At 61.7% G+C, this 16,069-nt stretch carries 15 protein-coding genes; 13 read left to right on the top strand and 2 right to left on the bottom strand.

Annotated elements, in window-relative coordinates; all coding sequences use genetic code 11:
- Positions 1–556 precede the first annotated feature (556 nt).
- From GTW23_RS04570 to bmt, 4 genes are all read left to right on the top strand, one after another.
- A complete protein-coding gene (locus GTW23_RS04570; protein ID WP_152007991.1) occupies positions 557–1,564 on the top strand; it encodes an ABC transporter substrate-binding protein in 1,008 nt (335 codons plus the stop codon).
- Between the two features lie 100 nt (positions 1,565–1,664).
- The gene (locus GTW23_RS04565) at positions 1,665–2,552 is read left to right on the top strand and encodes an ABC transporter permease (protein WP_152007990.1); all 888 of its coding nucleotides are present in this window, start codon (positions 1,665–1,667) and stop codon (positions 2,550–2,552) included.
- Positions 2,545–3,597 (top strand): quaternary amine ABC transporter ATP-binding protein, encoded by a 1,053-nt coding sequence (locus GTW23_RS04560; protein WP_252914797.1) that lies wholly within the window; start codon positions 2,545–2,547, stop codon positions 3,595–3,597. Before GTW23_RS04565 ends, GTW23_RS04560 begins: the two co-directional genes overlap by 8 nt.
- Positions 3,598–3,747: 150 nt before the next feature.
- Positions 3,748–4,758: a betaine--homocysteine S-methyltransferase gene (gene bmt / locus GTW23_RS04555; RefSeq protein ID WP_152007988.1), complete on the top strand. Its 1,011-nt coding sequence runs from the start codon at positions 3,748–3,750 to the stop codon at positions 4,756–4,758.
- 105 nt (positions 4,759–4,863) lie between these two features.
- Here the strand turns inward: bmt and GTW23_RS04550 are convergent, their stop codons facing one another.
- Together GTW23_RS04550 and GTW23_RS04545 are read right to left on the bottom strand one after the other, a co-directional pair.
- A complete protein-coding gene (locus GTW23_RS04550; protein WP_252914796.1) occupies positions 4,864–5,577 on the bottom strand; it encodes a ferredoxin in 714 nt (237 codons plus the stop codon).
- Positions 5,578–5,665: 88 nt separating this feature from the next.
- Positions 5,666–7,255: a trimethylamine methyltransferase family protein gene (locus GTW23_RS04545; protein WP_152007986.1), complete on the bottom strand. Its 1,590-nt coding sequence runs from the start codon at positions 7,253–7,255 to the stop codon at positions 5,666–5,668.
- A 270-nt stretch (positions 7,256–7,525) separates the two neighbouring features.
- Here GTW23_RS04545 and GTW23_RS04540 point away from each other — a divergent pair, with 270 nt between their 5' ends.
- From GTW23_RS04540 to GTW23_RS04500, 9 genes are all read left to right on the top strand, one after another.
- Complete coding sequence (locus GTW23_RS04540) at positions 7,526–8,227, top strand: corrinoid protein (RefSeq protein ID WP_152007985.1); 702 nt, start codon at positions 7,526–7,528, stop codon at positions 8,225–8,227.
- Between the two features lie 282 nt (positions 8,228–8,509).
- Entirely contained in the window at positions 8,510–9,148 is a 639-nt protein-coding gene (locus tag GTW23_RS04535) for a DUF1638 domain-containing protein (protein ID WP_152007984.1), read from the top strand.
- Positions 9,149–9,282: 134 nt separating this feature from the next.
- The gene (locus tag GTW23_RS04530; RefSeq protein ID WP_152007983.1) at positions 9,283–9,927 is read left to right on the top strand and encodes an exopolysaccharide biosynthesis protein; all 645 of its coding nucleotides are present in this window, start codon (positions 9,283–9,285) and stop codon (positions 9,925–9,927) included.
- Between the two features lie 114 nt (positions 9,928–10,041).
- Positions 10,042–10,812, top strand: a complete 771-nt coding sequence (locus GTW23_RS04525) for a formyl transferase (protein WP_252914795.1) — start codon at positions 10,042–10,044, stop codon at positions 10,810–10,812.
- 142 nt (positions 10,813–10,954) lie between these two features.
- Positions 10,955–11,260, top strand: coding sequence for a virulence factor (locus GTW23_RS04520; RefSeq protein WP_252914794.1), 306 nt, complete (start codon positions 10,955–10,957; stop codon positions 11,258–11,260).
- Positions 11,253–11,843, top strand: coding sequence for a methylenetetrahydrofolate reductase C-terminal domain-containing protein (locus GTW23_RS04515; RefSeq protein WP_152007980.1), 591 nt, complete (start codon positions 11,253–11,255; stop codon positions 11,841–11,843). Before GTW23_RS04520 ends, GTW23_RS04515 begins: the two co-directional genes overlap by 8 nt.
- Positions 11,840–12,940, top strand: coding sequence for a methylenetetrahydrofolate reductase (locus GTW23_RS04510; RefSeq protein WP_152007979.1), 1,101 nt, complete (start codon positions 11,840–11,842; stop codon positions 12,938–12,940). Before GTW23_RS04515 ends, GTW23_RS04510 begins: the two co-directional genes overlap by 4 nt.
- A gap of 78 nt (positions 12,941–13,018) precedes the next feature.
- Entirely contained in the window at positions 13,019–13,981 is a 963-nt protein-coding gene (locus tag GTW23_RS04505) for a methyltetrahydrofolate cobalamin methyltransferase (protein ID WP_252914793.1), read from the top strand.
- Positions 13,982–13,988: 7 nt separating this feature from the next.
- Entirely contained in the window at positions 13,989–16,028 is a 2,040-nt protein-coding gene (locus GTW23_RS04500) for an ASKHA domain-containing protein (RefSeq protein WP_252914792.1), read from the top strand.
- The last annotated feature ends 41 nt before the right edge of the window (positions 16,029–16,069 follow it).

Here is a 16,069-nt window from a genome sequence, read left to right as displayed (position 1 = left end):
CCCACTGATCTGATCGAAGCGCAATAGCGAAGGCCGCCGGGACCTTGCGATCCCGACGGCCTGCCAAAATACACTGGCGACCTCACAAAAACGCGCGAGGTTCGCGACATCCCGGTACGCAATACCTGATCCGGGATGGTCGGCGGTTGTCCCCCGCCGTGCGAACAGGTTTAACCCGGACATCGTTACCGGAGAGTTATTGAAACCCTAAGCATTGGTGAATCCGGCAATTTATTTGAACTGGCCGGAGCGGACAGCGTGACCTGCCAGCATCTGCGGCGCCAATGACGAATTCTCAAAGCTACGGTTGATTTCTGCTGCCAAGTCCTTACCCTGAAAAACGGTAATTCAAACGACCGCCCGCCCGCGACAGAGTTCCGCGGGCACTTTTGCGTCGGTTGAGGTCGCTTCTTGCGTCTTGATGACGCTTGGATTGGTCGTGACGGCCATGATGTGACATGCCTTCAATTCCATCGGCTCCCGGTAAAAAGCAGTGACCGGGCCTGTCGAGCTTTGGAACAACCACTGCACCAAATAAGACTGGGAGGTCTTACATATGAAGAAGCTTCTCGCTTCCACCGTCCTTGCCGCTGGCCTCATGGGCTTTGCTGGCGTTGCTCAGGCTGCATCTCATGGCGAATGCGGCCGTGTGACCGTGGCCAACATGAACTGGGCATCCGCCGAAGTTCTCGCCAACATCGACAACGTGATCCTCACTGAAGGTTACGGTTGTGACGTAGAGCTCGTTCCGGGCGACACCATGCCGACACTGACCTCGATGATGGAAAAGGGTGAGCCTGACGTCGCCCCCGAAGCCTGGATCAACGCGGTCCGCGAGCCGCTCGACAAGGCTGTCGAGGAAGGCCGCCTGGTCTATGCAGCGGAATCGCTGTCGGATGGCGGCGTTGAAGGCTGGTGGATCCCCAAATACATCGCTGACGCCAACCCCGACATCAAGACCATTGATGACGCGCTTGCCCGTCCCGATCTCTTCCCGGCTCCGGAAGACGCCTCCAAGGGCGCCGTCTACAACTGCCCGTCGGGATGGAACTGCCAGATCACGACCGCCAACTTCTTCCGCGCACACGACGCCGAGGAAAAAGGCTTTGTCCTGGTTGACTCCGGTTCGGCAGCAGGCCTCGATGGCTCGATCGCCAACGCCTACGGCAAGGAAGAAGGATGGCTCGGTTACTACTGGGCACCGACCGCCATTCTCGGCAACTATCCGATGACCCTGCTCGGCTTCAACGCCGAATTCGACAAGGACGCATGGGACAGCTGCATCGTCGACGCCGAATGCCCCGATCCAGAAAAGAACGCCTGGCCCAAGTCGGAAGTCTACACCGTGGTGACCGACGACTTTGCCAAGCGTGCTGGTCCTGCGATCGATTATCTCAAGAGCCGCGCCTGGTCCAACGAGACCGTCAACTCGCTGCTGGCCTGGAAGGACAAGAACCAGGCAACAGGTGAAGACACCGCCTACTACTTCCTGGAAAACCGGGAAGACATCTGGGGCAAGTGGGTTTCGCCTGAAGTGGCGGAAAAGATCAAGGCAGCCCTTTGATCCTTTGAATATCCAAGGGGCGGTTTCAGACCGCCCCTTCCTTTTCCGGCCACGCGCGCGCCGGCAAGACCAATGAAAAGAAATGACAGGGGGTGGGCCAATGGAATGGCTGACTGAGTTTCCCGACCTGGGAACAAGTACCTTGCGCAACATACGCCTGACGGTGGATGGCGCATTTCGCGATTTTACCCGTGCGTATGGAGAGTCGATCGAACTGCTGTTTGAACCGGTCAAATGGTTTCTGATCAATTCCGAGAATTTCATGACCGACATGCCCTGGCCGCTGATCCTCGGCATCGTTGCCGTTCTGGTCTGGATTGCCAGCCGTTCCTGGAAGATCACGCTGAGCTCGGTCGTCGTGCTCATCGTCATCGGTCTGTTCGGCATGTGGGAAGACACCATGAAGACGATCGCGATGACCTTCGTGGCAACCGTCCTGGCCATCATTTTCGGCATACCGATCGGCATTGGAATGTCGCGTTCGAACCGCGTTCAGAGCGTCGTCAACCCCATTCTCGACATCATGCAGACCATGCCGAGTTTCGTCTATCTCATCCCGGTGATCATGCTCTTCGGAATCGGCAAGGTTCCAGGCCTGATCGCCGTTATCATCTATGCCATCCCGCCGATTATCCGTCTGACCAATCTGGGCATTCGCCTGGTCGACAAGGATGTGCTTGAAGCCGCCGACGCCTTTGGCTCATCGAGCTGGCAGCGGCTCAAGAATGTCCAGATGCCGCTGGCTCTGCCGACCATCATGGCCGGCATCAACCAGACCATCATGATGGCACTCGCCATGGTCGTCGTCGCCTCGATGGTTGGCGTTCAGGGTCTGGGCCAGCAGGTGCTCCGGGCCATCAACAACCAGTACTTCACACTCGGTGTCCTCAACGGTCTCGCGATCGTCGGCGTTGCCATCATCTTCGACCGTGCCAGCCAGGCCTATGGCCAGCGGCTTCAGCGCCATACGGAGGTGGTCCATGGCTGAGCAACACACCGGGATCGGCATCTCGATCAAGAATCTCTACAAGATTTTCGGATCGAATCCGGAAGCCTACATCGATGCCGTCAAGGGCGGCATGACGAAGACCGAGCTCAACGAGAAGCACAATCATGTGCTCGGTCTCAAGGACATCAACATCGACATGCCCGGCGGCAGCATCCAGGTCGTCATGGGCCTGTCGGGCTCGGGCAAGTCGACACTGATCCGCCACATCAACCGGCTGATCGATCCGACAGCCGGCGAGGTCATCGTCGGCGACGAGGATGTGGTCAAGATGAACGAGACGGAACTGCGCGAGTTCCGCCGCCACCGGACCGCCATGGTGTTCCAGAAGTTTGCGCTTCTGCCGCATCGCACGGTGCTCGAGAACACGGTCTACGGCCTGGAAATCCAGGGCGTCCCGCGTGAGGAACAGGAAAAGCATGCCCGCCGCTGGATCTCCCGCGTCGGCCTCGATGGCTTTGAGGACAACTATCCCAACCAGCTGTCCGGCGGCATGCAGCAGCGCGTCGGCCTTGCCCGCGCGCTGACCAATGACGCGCCGATCCTGTTGATGGACGAGGCCTTCTCGGCCCTCGATCCGCTGATCCGCATGGACATGCAGTCTGTTCTGCTCGATCTGCAGAAGGAAATCCGGAAGACCGTGGTCTTCATCACCCATGATCTGGATGAAGCGCTTCGCCTGGGCGACCGGATTGCCATCCTGCGCGATGGCGAAGTGGTGCAGCAGGGCACCAAGCAGGAAATCGTGCTGCGTCCGGCAGACGAGTACATCTCGAGCTTCGTCCGCGAGGTCAATCGCGGCCGGGTGATCTCTGTCGATATGGTCATGACCCCGCTTTCGGGCGAGCCTCAGGGCATGCCGATCAGGTCCGGCACGGTGCTGGAAGTTTCTGCCAAGAAAATGACCGACAGCAATGCCTCCTTTGCCCATGTCACAGACGCTGATGGCAAGCCGATCGGCGCCCTGGACATCCAGGAAGTCATCTCGGCCATGGTCACGCCGGTCGATCACGAGACCGCCGCCTGAGCACCAAACGCCTTTCTGGCAGACGACGGCGCAAAGACTTGAACCCGCAGGCAGACAAGTGCCTGCGGGTTTTTCGTTTCAGGAGGCACGCGTCTATTGCAATGACATAAAGATATCTTTATACGATATGCAACTTTACAGGAGACCTGAATGTCCGCTTCCAACCCGCTTGCCGACCTGCTGTCCGAAAAAGGCGTGCTGCTCGCCGACGGCGCCACCGGAACCAACCTGTTTGCCATGGGACTGGAATCCGGCGAAGCGCCCGAGTTGTGGCTGGAATCGGCGCCGGAGAAGATCACCAAGCTGCATCAGGATTTCGTTGATGCCGGGTCCGACATCATCCTGACCAACAGTTTCGGCGGCACCCGCAACCGCCTCAAGCTTCACCACGCCGACGACCGGGTCTTTGCCCTCAACAAGAAGGCGGCCGAGATCGCCCGCGCTGTCGCCGACAAGGCGCCGCGCAAGGTCATCGTCGCCGGCTCAGTCGGCCCGACCGGTGATCTGCTGGTGCCCTTGGGTGCCATGACCTACGAATCCGCGGTCGAATCCTTCGTCGAGCAGATTGAGGGGCTGAAAGCCGGGGGTATCGACATCGTCTGGATCGAAACCATGTCGGCCAGGGACGAGATCCGCGCGGCCGCGGAAGCCGCCGTGCGCTGCGGCCTGCCCTACGTCTATACCGGCTCCTTCGACACCGCCGGCAAGACCATGATGGGTGTCCATCCGCGCGATATCCATTCCATCGCCAGCGATATCGGCGAAGGCCCTGTTGCCGTCGGCGCCAATTGCGGTGTCGGCGCATCCGACATCCTGTCGTCGCTGCTCGACATGACCGCTGCCAATCCGGAAGCCATCGTTGTGGTCAAGGGCAATTGCGGCATCCCGGAATTCAAGGGCACCGAGATCCATTACTCCGGCACGCCGCCACTGATGGCCGACTACGCCCGGCTGGCAGTGGATGCCGGCGCGCGCATCATCGGCGGTTGCTGCGGCACCTCCTGTGACCACCTGCGCGCCATGCGCGAAGCCGTCGACAGCCACATCAAGGCCCAGCGCCCGACGGTGGACACCATCGTCGACCGCATCGGCCCGATGCGCAACACGGTCGCCACCGACAATCCCGCGCCCACCCGCGAACGCCGCGGCCGCCGGGGCTGATTCCCAAGGCCGTTCCGGCGCAGGAAGAAACCGGTTTTGTTTCCGGAAGTGTGAATTGCAACAGGATAGAGCTTCTCCAGCGCTTCTGGCCTCACCGGAAATGCCTTAGCCGCCGAATGCCGCCATATGAAACCGCACCTGGTCGGCGCTGTAGCGATGCCTTCGCCCCACGGGACATGCATCCCGCGCCTGGCAGCCCACGTCCATGCAGGTGCTCAACCCTGCTTCGGAAGCCAGAAACCTCCGGCAATCCGCGGCGGCAAACCCGCTTCCGGTGAAGGCGTTTACCGGGCAGGCAGAAAGGCAAGGCTTCTCCGCGCATCCCTCGCAGGGATGCATAGCCACCGGTGGACCGCTCGGTGCCCGGTTACCCAGCCGCTCAAGCGCAAACTCATCCATGAGCATCGCCCCGCGATAGCCGTGCCAAAGCCCGAATTCGGGATGAACGAGCATGCCCAGCGGCGACGCCTTTAGCCCTTCGGCGGCCATCGCCCATTGCTGGAACGGATACCACGGCCGATCCGAAGGATAGACGGCCTCGCAGCCGAGCGTTGCCGTAACCGGATCGATCACCGCCCGGGACCAACTGTCTAGCGGCTCGGAGAGCCCCGGGTGGTTCTGCCACCATGCCTTGAAGACCGGCCAGAAACCGCCGCCGAAATGGCCGACCAGACAGATGGCTCGGGCGGATGCTCCATCTGACAGCAATGGTGCCAAGCCCGGTTCGGTCACAAACCACCCGCGCGGCACAAGACCGCTCGGCTCCAACGCCGCCGCAATGGCGGAGACCGGGTCAGCGTCAGCCACCAGTCCCCCCATCCTTGAACGCAGATCGCCAGACCTCCTTGTGAATGAGGCTGGTAACCTTGTCCTGTCCGCCTGTCTCCCTGGCTTTAGCGGGCTGTGTTCAGGTGAAAGCGTCGGGCATCGATTCCTTGCGGCCGGTGATATAGGCCAGCAGCGCCTCGTCGATCGCGGGATCGAGCTCTGGCGCCACGTAGCCGTCAAGCCATGAGCGGCACAGCGCGCGGGCGCGTTCCTCGATGCGCTTTTCGCCTTCAGCGAGCCACTGCTCGTAGGAATTGTTGTCGGCCAGCGACGAACGGTAGAACGCCTGCTGGAAATTGGCCTGGGTATGGGCGCAGCCGAGATAGTGGTTGCCGGGCCCGACTTCGGCAATGGCGTCCATAGCCTGGCCGGTTTCCGAAAGGTCGACGCCTTCAGCGAACCGTTGCTGCATGCCGAGCTGGTCGACATCGATCATGAACTTCTCGTAGGAGGAGACAAGTCCGCCCTCGAGCCATCCGGCAGAATGCAGCGCAAAATTGGTGCCTGCCAGAAGCGTCATGTTCAGCGTCGATGCGCTCTCGTGTGCTGCCTGTGCGTCCGGCACCTTCGAGCCGCACAGCGATCCGCCGGTGCGGAACGGGATCTTCAGGCGTCGCGCCAGCTGTGCTGCCCCATAGGACACCAGCGCAGGCTCCGGCGTGCCGAATGTGGGCGCTCCCGACTGCATCGAGATCGAGGCGGCAAACGTGCCGAACAGAACCGGCGCGCCGGGACGAATCAACTGAGTGAACGCAGCTCCCGCCAGCACTTCGGCCAGGATCTGCGTCAGCGTACCCGCCACCGTCACCGGGCTCATCGCGCCGGCGAGAATGAACGGCGAGACCACGCAAGCCTGATTATTGCGCGCATAGACCTTCAGTGCGCCAAGCATGGTCTCGTCAAACACCATCGGCGAGTTGGCGTTGATCAGGTTGAGGGTCACGCAGTTCTGGTCGACAAACTCCGCGCCGAACAGGATCTTGCACATCTCGATCGTGTCTTCAGCCCGCTCCGGCGCGGTCACCGAGCCCATGAACGGCTTGTCGCTGTACTTCATGTGGCTGTATACCATGTCGAAATGGCGCTTGTTGACGGGCACGTCGACCGGCTCGCAGACCGTACCGCCCGAATGGTGCAGGGCCGGCGCCATGTAGGCGAGCTTCACGAAATTGCGAAAATCCTCGATCGTGGCATAACGCCGCTCGCCATCGAGATCGCGCACGAAGGGCGGGCCGTAAACCGGGGCGAACACGGTGGCCTTGCCGCCGATCTGCACCGAACGCGCCGGATTGCGGGCATGCTGGGTGAACACCTCCGGTGCTGTCTTGAGCAATTCGCGGCACAGTCCCTTGGGAAAGCGCACCCGCTCGCCCTTGATGTCGGCGCCTGCCTCGCGCCACAGCGCAATGGCTTCTGCGTCATCACGGAACTCGATGCCGATTTCCTCGAGCACGGTGTCGGCATTGCGCTCGATCAGGCTGAGCCCTTCCTCGTCCAGCACTTCGTAGTTGCCGAGCTTTCGCAGAATGAACGGCATCGACTGACCGGGGCCGCCGCCCGATCGTTGCGCACGCCGCGCTGCAGCGCCCCTGCCGCGCCGTCCGCCACCCGCCTCGGGTGCTGCATCTTGAACCAGTTCAGGGGTGGAGAGCGTATCTGGATGAGCCATCGAATGCCTGCTTGTTTTTGAACGGCGCACCATCACGCCGGTTATCCCATGCTAGCCAAAACCATGCCCGGCACATTCCTCAAAGCGCCAAGCCTTGGCGCAGCAGGAATATCGGGCGCACAACGGAATACCGCGGAAACGGCATCCCGTCGCTTTTTCCGATATGCGCGTCGCTTTCAAGGAACTTTTTGCAAACAATCACCTATATCGCTATGCACGATGGGTCCGGTGCGTCGAACCACCTGACAGGTGCATTCAAGGGAGAATCCGATGTCTGACGAAGAAATCATCCTGTCCGAACTCTCTGATGATGAACTTGTCCAGCAGATGCATGACGATCTGTATGACGGGCTCAAGGAAGAAATCGAGGAAGGCACCAACATCCTGCTCGGTCGCGGCTGGACTCCTTACGACGTCCTCACCGAGGCTCTCGTTGAAGGCATGCGCATTGTCGGCGAAGATTTTCGCGACGGCATCCTTTTCGTTCCGGAAGTGCTGATGAGCGCCAACGCGATGAAGGCCGGCATGTTCATCCTGCGCCCGCTGCTCGTGGAAACCGGCGCTCCCAAGCTCGGCAAGATGGTCATCGGTACCGTCAAGGGCGACATTCACGACATCGGCAAGAACCTTGTCGGCATGATGATGGAAGGCGCAGGCTTCGATGTTATCGACCTGGGCATCAACAACCCGGTGGAAAACTACATCGAGGCCATCGAGCGCGAACAGCCCGACATTCTCGGCATGTCCGCCCTGCTGACCACCACCATGCCCTACATGAAGGTCGTCATCGACACCATGAAGGAAAAGGGTATCCGCGACGATTTCATCGTTCTGGTCGGCGGCGCGCCGCTCAACGAGGAGTTCGGCAAGGCCGTTGGTGCCGATGCCTATTGCCGCGATGCCGCTGTCGCGGTGGAAACAGCCAAGGAACTGATCAAGCGCCGGCACAACCGGCTTGCGGCAGGCGCCTGAACGCGCTCTGCCTCAGGCTCTGGACGAATGAAGCGGTGAACTGGCGGATCGCATTGCCTGGCTTGAACTGGCGGATCGCATTGCCTGGCTGAAGCCGGCGAGACGAGTGCACGTCCGTTCACCGCATGTGGCACGCTCCGTCCCGCACGACTTGTCCATGCCGCATCCGAAGCTTAGGTTCGGGCCGAATTGCCGGGAACTTCGATCCCCGGACACCTTGGCGCGCCGGTTCTGCAACAGCCAGTTGGGTGGCGGCTCCTTGCCCAGGCGAAAGGCACCATCATGACCGGACATACCGAATCAGACCGAAGCCCCAATGATCCAGGCACCCCGCAAGGCAAACGGGTACGGGTCATCGCCTGTGGCATGATTGGCCGCGAAGTCCTGGCGGTCAACCGGCAGCTCGGTCAAGACCATGTCGACCTCAAATGCATCGATGCCAATTATCATCATTATCCGGATCGCATCGCACCGGCGGTTGATCAGGCCATCCGCAAGGCGCGCGAGGAAGGGTTCGAACACATTTTCATCGGTTATGCCGACTGCGGAACCGGCGGCGAACTCGACAAGGTGTGCGAAAGCCATGGGGTCGAGCGGATCGAAGGCCCCCATTGCTTCTCGTTCTATGTCGGCAACCAGGCCTTTGAAGAGGCTGGCGATGACATGATAACAACCTTCTTCATCACCGATTTTCTCGCCCGGCATTTCGAGACATTCCTGGTCCGTCCGCTCGGGCTGGACCGCTTCCCGGAGCTGCGCGACACCTATTTCGCCCATTACGAGCGGGCGCTCTATCTGGCCCAGACCGATGATCCTGAGCTTGACGCAAAGGCGCGCGCCGCCGCTGAACGGCTGGGCTTGCGGTTCGAACGGCGCTTTACCGGCTATGGCGATCTTGAGAAGGCCCTTGCCCCGCTATGATCGCAAAGGCTTCCGGGCCTGCCCGAATTGCCAATGAAAAATATTCGGTATGCGCTGCCATTGAGATGTTTGTTGCCACAATTTTTAAGCAATCCATGCTTATATGAAATGCATCGTCATCCAGGGTTTTCCCAGTGAGTCACCAGTCCGCCGCCGCAACCGTTCCCGCCATCGCCGCAAGCTCGCACAAGCATCCTGAAAAGCTGTCCGAACTGCTTGAACGACTGGCCCGCGACGCCGGTGAACGCGTGAGCATGCGCGAAATCGCCACTGCACTCGATGACCGCTCTTTCGGGGCCTTCCTTCTGGTCTTTGCCGTTCCCAATCTGATTCCACTGCCGCCGGGCGCGACCATGGTCCTCGGCCTGCCGATGGTGTTTGTCGCCTGGCAGATGGTGATGGGGTACCACAAGGTCTGGCTGCCCCGCGCACTTGCCGACTACACCGTAGACCGGGCCACGTTCCAGCGCATGGTGACAAAGGTTTCGCCCTGGCTTCGGGGTGCCGAAAACTGGGTCCGGCCACGCAACTGGCCTCTGGGCGGCGCGATCCGCGAACGGCTGTTCGGCATCTTTGCCCTGCTTCTGGCGGTCACTTGCGTCTTGCCGATTCCCTTCGGCAACTGGTTGCCGGCCTTTGCCGTCGCCATCCTCGGCGTCGCCCACACCGAGCGTGACGGCAATTGCCTGGCTCTGGGTGTCCTTGCCGGTTTGATCTCGTTTGCTGTTGCCGGCTTTGTCGTTACAGCCACCGGCGCGTTTCTGCTGCACATATTCTGAGATCGGGTTTCCGGGCTATGGCCCGTGATCCGCGCAGCCATCAGAATTGAATTCGGCATAGCCGGATCTTAACCCCGCCATACTAGCCTGCGATTTCAACTCGGTGGGATCTTCATGGCAAGTCAGCAGAAAATCATCGTCATCACCGCAGGCGGCGCCTATGCCTGGGTCATTGTCAATGCTCTCGCCTCCCGCTTCGAGAACCTTGAAGTGGTCCTCGAACAGCCGGAATCAAAAAGCCTTTTCCTCAAGCGCAGGGCCCGCAAGATCGGCTGGCTCCAGACCGCCGGCCAGTTCGGCACGATGGTCATTTCACGTTTCGGCAAGCGCTTTGCCGGGAAACGGACGCGTGAAATCATTGCTTTGAGCGGCGCCCGGGCCGATCTCTCACCGGAGGTTACGGTCACCCATGTTTCCTCCGCCAATGGCAGCGATTGCCTTGAGCTGATAACCGCCCGCAAACCCGATGTGGTTTTTCTCGCGGGCTGCCGCATGCTGTCGAAAGCGACGCTGGCGGCAATCCCCTGCCCGGTGATCAACTATCACTCGGGCATCAATCCGAAGTACCGCGGCCTGGCCGGCGGCTGGTGGGCCCGCGCCACTGGCGATCACGAAAACTACGGCACCACGGTGCACCTGGTCGATGCCGGCGTCGATACCGGCGGCACACTTCATCAGGCCATTCTCACACCGCATCCGGACGAAACACTGCTGACCGATTCGCTGGCGATGGCGGCGGGCTCCCGCGAGATGGTGGTTCGTGCGGTGGAAGACACACTCAATGGGAACCTGCAGCCCGTGACAAGCGACCTGCCATCCGTCCAGCGGTTTCATCCTCCGATCTGGACCTACCTTGCGACAGGGCTTACCAAGCGCATCTGGTAGTTTTCCACGGTCCCGGTTTGACCCCGGGCATCATCGCAAATACCTCCATCTTCGCGCAGGTCGCTTTTGATGCGCCGCACGTCGTCGTGAGCGAAGCTGTGAAAAATTCCCATGCGCATTGTAACTTTCAAGGAGACCTCAAATGGCCAACCGCATCGTCGTCTACTGGCGTGACATTCCCGCCCAGGTGATCATCAAGAAGGGACGCGCGACCGCCAAGCGGGAGCTGTCGCTCCGCTTCACCGAAGCGATCGATATGTGCGCCATGCGGACCGGCGCCGCCGAGACCGACGACTATCTGGCCGAATGGCGCCGGGCCGATCCGGTTGAAGTCTCCGACGATCTTGAAGCCGAGGCCGACAGGGCGGCGGCAGAGCTTGAAGCAGCCTACGACAAGGAGCGCCTGGTGGCCCTGGTCAAGGGCGGAGGCAGGGAGAGCCATGGCTGACCAACCGACCAAACCGACACAGGCGAGCCTCAACAAGAAGGCGGCGCAGACGACGTCCTACAAGCCGTCGGGCGTCTCTGCCACCGGCCGCAAGGCCCGCAGCTTTGCCATCAGGCTCTGGTCGGTGCGCAACGCCCGCTTCCTGGAATGGTTCTACGCCCGCTTTGCCGACGCCTTCCTGATGCTGCATCCGATGTGGAAGGCCGTCGGCTACGAGCGTGCCGAGGCGCCGGTCAAGTTCGTCGAAAAACACGTCAAGGGCTTCCTTTTCGATTGCCGCATGTGCGGCCAGTGCGTGCTGTCGTCGACCGGCATGTCCTGCCCGATGAACTGCCCGAAACAGCTACGCAACGGCCCCTGCGGCGGCGTCCGCGCCAATGGCAACTGCGAAGTCGAACCCGACATGCCCTGCGTCTGGGTTCAGGCCTGGTCCGGCGCAAACAGGATGAAAGGCCGCGACAACATCCTCAACGTCCAGAAACCGGTCGATCAGTCGCTGCGCGAAACCTCGTCCTGGTTGCGGGTCACCGCCAACGCCGCCGCCGAACGTGAAGCCGCGGCCAACCCGGGAATGCCACAATGAGCCAGGCCGACAGCAACCCGCTTGATCCCAGCGCCCTGCTCGAACCGCTGCCCGGCCATTCGTCCCTCGGCCGGCTGGAGCGCATCCTGCGGCGCGGCGAATTCGCGGTCACCGCCGAGCTCAACCCGCCCGACAGTGCCAATCCGCACGATGTCTATGAGCGCGCCGCCATCTTCGACGGCTGGGTCGATGGCATCAACGCCGTCGATGCCTCGGGCGCCAATGCCCACATGTCCTCGGTCGGCATCTGCGCGCTGCTCACCCGCATGGGCTATGCCCCGATCATGCAGATTTCCTGCCGCGACAAGAACCGCATCGCCATTCAGGGCGACGTGCTCGGCGCCTCGGCCATGGGCGTGCAGAACATCCTGTGCCTGACCGGCGACGGCGTGCAGGCCGGCGACCAGCCCGGCGCCAAGCCGGTGTTCGATCTCGACTGCATGTCGCTGCTGGAAACCATCCGCATCATGCGCGACAACTCGAAGTTCCTGTCCGGCCGCAAGCTGACCAGCCCGCCGACCGTATTCCTCGGCGCCGCCATCAATCCCTTCGCGCCGCCGCATGATTTTCGCCCGCACCGGCTCGCCAAGAAAATCGCTGCAGGCGCCCAGTTCGTTCAGAGCCAGTACTGCTACGACGTGCCGATGTTTAAAAAATACATGCAGCAGGTGCGCGACATGGGGCTCGACAAGGAGTGCTTCATCATGTGCGGCGTCGGCCCGCTGGCCTCGGCGCGCACAGCCAAATGGATGCGCTCCAACGTACCCGGCGTGCATATTCCCGACGAGATCATCAAGCGCCTCGAAGGCGCCGAGGACCAGAAGAAGGAAGGCAAGCAGCTCTGCATCGACATCATCAACGAGGTCAAGGAGATCGAAGGTGTCTCCGGCATCCACGTCATGGCCTACCGCCAGGAGGAATTCGTGGCCGAGATCGTCCACGAATCGGGCGTCCTCAAGGGGCGCAGGCCCTGGCGCAAGGAACCCAACCCGGTCGATGAAATGGTTGCCGCCCGCATGGAGGAAATCCTCGAGGAGCCCAGGCAGGTGCCCCATGAACTGGCCGGCGTGGCTGGTGACACAGAGCCATCCGAATAGAGCCGAAGGCTTGCATCTCCAACCAATAACCTATAACGACATAAACAATTCTTTATGTCACTACCGCAAGGATCGAACATGACCCGCACCATCGTTGCCTCCGCGACCCGCGAAGTGATCATCGGCTTTGACCAGCCCTTCTGTGTGATCGGCGAACGCATCAACCCGACAGGGCGCAAGAAGCTTGCCGCCGAGATGATCGAGGGCAATTTCGACACCGTCATCAAGGACGCGCTGGAACAGGTCGCAGCCGGCGCCACCATGCTCGACGTCAATGCGGGCGTCACCTCGGTCAACCCGAACGAGACCGAGCCCGGACTGCTGGTGCAGACCATGGAAATCGTTCAGGGCCTGGTCGACGTGCCTCTGTCCATCGACAGTTCGGTGACAGCCGCAATCGAGGCCGCGCTGAAAATCGCCAAGGGCCGGCCGCTGGTCAATTCGGTCACCGGCGAATTGGAAAAACTCGAAGCCATCCTGCCGCTGTGCAAGAAGTACGACGTCCCGGTGGTCGCCATCTCCAACGATGAAACCGGCATTTCCGAAGATCCCGACGTGCGCTTTGCCGTTGCCAAGAAGATCGTCGAGCACGCCGCCGATTACGGCATCAAGCCGCATGACATCGTGGTCGACCCGCTGGTCATGCCGATCGGCGCCATGGGCACCGCCGGCCAGCAGGTCTTCGCGCTGCTGCACCGGCTGCGCAACGAGCTCAAGGTCAACACCACCTGCGGCCTGTCCAACATCTCCTTCGGCCTTCCCCACCGTCACGGCATCAATGCCGGCTTCATTCCGATGGTCATCGGAGCCGGCATGACCTCGGCGATCATGAACCCCTGTCGTCCGCAGGAGATGGAAATGGTGCGCGCCGCCAATGTGCTCAAGGGCAACGATGCCAATTGCATGAACTGGATCAAGACCTACAAGGACTACCAGCCGCATGTCGCCGGCTCCGCCCCTGCCCCACAGTCCGCAGCCCCCTCCGGCGATGGCGGCGGACGCCGCCGCGGCGGCCGCGCAGCCCGCGCCGGTGGAGCATAACCCACCCATGACCGACCATCTCGTCCTGTTCATGCCCTCGGGCAAGCGCGGCCGTTTCCCGACAGACACGCCGGTGCTCGATGCCGCGCGGCAATTGGGCGTGCATGTCGAGAGCGTCTGCGGCGGCCGCGGCATCTGCGGGCGCTGCCAGGTCGATGTGCAGGAAGGCGTCTTCGCCAAGCACGGCATCACCTCGTCGAAGGAGCATATCTCGCCTTTCGGCGGAAACGAGGTGCGCTACGCCGAAAAGCGTGACCTCAAAGCCGGTCGCAGACTGTCCTGCTCGGCCAAAATCCTCGGCGATCTGGTCATCGACATCCCGCAGGATGCCGTGGTCAATGCGCAGGTGGTTCGCAAGGATTCCGACGGGCGCGTCATCGAGCGCAATCCAGCCATTCACATGTGCTATGTCGAGGTCGAAGAGCCCGACATGCACAAGCCGCTCGGCGACCTTGACCGGCTGCTGATGGCCATCGAGGCCGACTGGGGCTTCAAGGGACTTGCGATCGACGCCTATCTTTATGGCCAGGTACAGCAGATTCTCCGAAAAGGTGACTGGAAGGTCACCGCCGCGGTTCACGAACCCGTCGATGGCGGGGCAGCGACACTGGTCGCGCTGTATCCCGGCCTGAAAAACGAAGCCTACGGCGTCGCCTGCGACATCGGCTCCACCACCATCGCCATGCATCTCTCATCGCTCTTGTCGGGCCGCACGCTGGCCTCGTCCGGCACATCCAACCCGCAGATCCGCTTCGGCGAGGACCTGATGAGCCGGGTCTCCTACGTGATGATGAACCCGGAAGGCCGCGAGGGCATGACAATTGCCGTGCGCGAGGCGATCAACGGACTGATCGACAAGGTCTGCAAGGAAGGCGAGATCGACCGCGGCGACATCCTCGACGCGGTCTTCGTCGGCAACCCGATCATGCATCACCTGTTTCTCGGCATCGACCCGACCGAGCTCGGCGGCGCACCTTTCGCGCTGGCCGTCTCCGGCGCGGTCAATGTCAAGTCCTCCGAGATCGACATCCCGCTCAACCCCGGCGCCCGGGTCTACATGCTGCCCTGCATAGCAGGCCATGTCGGCGCCGATGCGGCCGCAGCGACGCTGACCGAAGGCCCGCACCGCCAGGACGAGATGATGCTGCTCGTCGATGTCGGCACCAATGCCGAGATCGTGCTGGGCAACTCGGCCCGCACCGTCGCTGCCTCCTCGCCCACCGGCCCGGCCTTCGAGGGCGCGGAGATCTCCTGCGGCCAGCGCGCCGCCCCCGGCGCCATCGAGCGCATCCGCATCGATCCGGAAACGCTCGAACCACGCTACCGGGTCATCGGCATCGAGCCGTGGTCGGACGAACCGGGCTTTGACGAAGCGGCGAAGAAAGTCGGCGTTACCGGCGTCTGCGGCTCCGGTATCATCGAGATCATCGCCGAGATGTACCTCGCCGGCATCATCACCGAGGATGGCGTCATCAACGGCGATCTCGCAGCCCGCAGCCCGCGGATCACCGGCAACGGCCGCACCTTCTCTTACCTGCTGCGTGACGGCGAGCAGCGGCTGATGGTGACCCAGACCGATGTCCGCGCCATCCAGCTCGCAAAGGCGGCGCTCTATGCCGGCGTGAAGCTGCTGATGGACAAGCAGGGCATCGATCATGTCGACCGCATCGGGCTTGCCGGCGCCTTCGGCTCCTTCATCGATCCGAAATACGCTCTCGTCCTCGGCCTCGTTCCAGATTGCGATCTGGAGAAGGTCAAGGCGGTCGGCAACGCGGCAGGCACCGGAGCCCGCATGGCGCTCCTCAACCGCAGCCACCGCCGCGAGATCGAACAGACAGTGACGCGTATCGAGAAGATCGAGACCGCGCTTGAATCGAAATTCCAGGAGCATTTCGTCAACGCCATGGCCTTCCCCAACAAGGTCGACGCCTTCCCGCGGCTGACGGAAGTGGTCAAGCTGCCCGAGCGCTCGATGGACACCGATGCCGCCGACGGCATCGAACCCGGCGCCGGACGAAGGCGCGGCGGACGCCGCAACCGCGGCTAGAATTTAGGCTTTACCCGAATCGGCGTTCGGTCTACGGGCTT

This window comes from Parahoeflea alexandrii (assembly GCF_024105735.1).
In the GTDB taxonomy this organism is placed as follows: domain Bacteria; phylum Pseudomonadota; class Alphaproteobacteria; order Rhizobiales; family Rhizobiaceae; genus Hoeflea; species Hoeflea alexandrii.
The sequence above is the reverse complement of the archived record's forward strand: the minus strand, read 5'-3'. Positions and strand labels throughout refer to the sequence as shown.

What these genes read in the sequence shown, in the direction of transcription:
- GTW23_RS04535 (WP_152007984.1), top strand. Translation starts at nt 8,510, where the DNA reads ATGACCGGACATACCGAATCAGACCGAAGCCCCAATGATCCAGGCACC.
- bmt (WP_152007988.1), top strand. Translation starts at nt 3,748, where the DNA reads ATGTCCGCTTCCAACCCGCTTGCCGACCTGCTGTCCGAAAAAGGCGTG.
- GTW23_RS04520 (WP_252914794.1), top strand. Translation starts at nt 10,955, where the DNA reads ATGGCCAACCGCATCGTCGTCTACTGGCGTGACATTCCCGCCCAGGTG.
- GTW23_RS04570 (WP_152007991.1), top strand. Translation starts at nt 557, where the DNA reads ATGAAGAAGCTTCTCGCTTCCACCGTCCTTGCCGCTGGCCTCATGGGC.
- GTW23_RS04540 (WP_152007985.1), top strand. Translation starts at nt 7,526, where the DNA reads ATGTCTGACGAAGAAATCATCCTGTCCGAACTCTCTGATGATGAACTT.
- GTW23_RS04500 (WP_252914792.1), top strand. Translation starts at nt 13,989, where the DNA reads ATGACCGACCATCTCGTCCTGTTCATGCCCTCGGGCAAGCGCGGCCGT.
- GTW23_RS04565 (WP_152007990.1), top strand. Translation starts at nt 1,665, where the DNA reads ATGGAATGGCTGACTGAGTTTCCCGACCTGGGAACAAGTACCTTGCGC.
- GTW23_RS04525 (WP_252914795.1), top strand. Translation starts at nt 10,042, where the DNA reads ATGGCAAGTCAGCAGAAAATCATCGTCATCACCGCAGGCGGCGCCTAT.
- GTW23_RS04545 (WP_152007986.1), bottom strand. Translation starts at nt 7,255, where the DNA reads ATGGCTCATCCAGATACGCTCTCCACCCCTGAACTGGTTCAAGATGCA.
- GTW23_RS04515 (WP_152007980.1), top strand. Translation starts at nt 11,253, where the DNA reads ATGGCTGACCAACCGACCAAACCGACACAGGCGAGCCTCAACAAGAAG.
- GTW23_RS04550 (WP_252914796.1), bottom strand. Translation starts at nt 5,577, where the DNA reads ATGGGGGGACTGGTGGCTGACGCTGACCCGGTCTCCGCCATTGCGGCG.
- GTW23_RS04510 (WP_152007979.1), top strand. Translation starts at nt 11,840, where the DNA reads ATGAGCCAGGCCGACAGCAACCCGCTTGATCCCAGCGCCCTGCTCGAA.
- GTW23_RS04505 (WP_252914793.1), top strand. Translation starts at nt 13,019, where the DNA reads ATGACCCGCACCATCGTTGCCTCCGCGACCCGCGAAGTGATCATCGGC.
- GTW23_RS04560 (WP_252914797.1), top strand. Translation starts at nt 2,545, where the DNA reads ATGGCTGAGCAACACACCGGGATCGGCATCTCGATCAAGAATCTCTAC.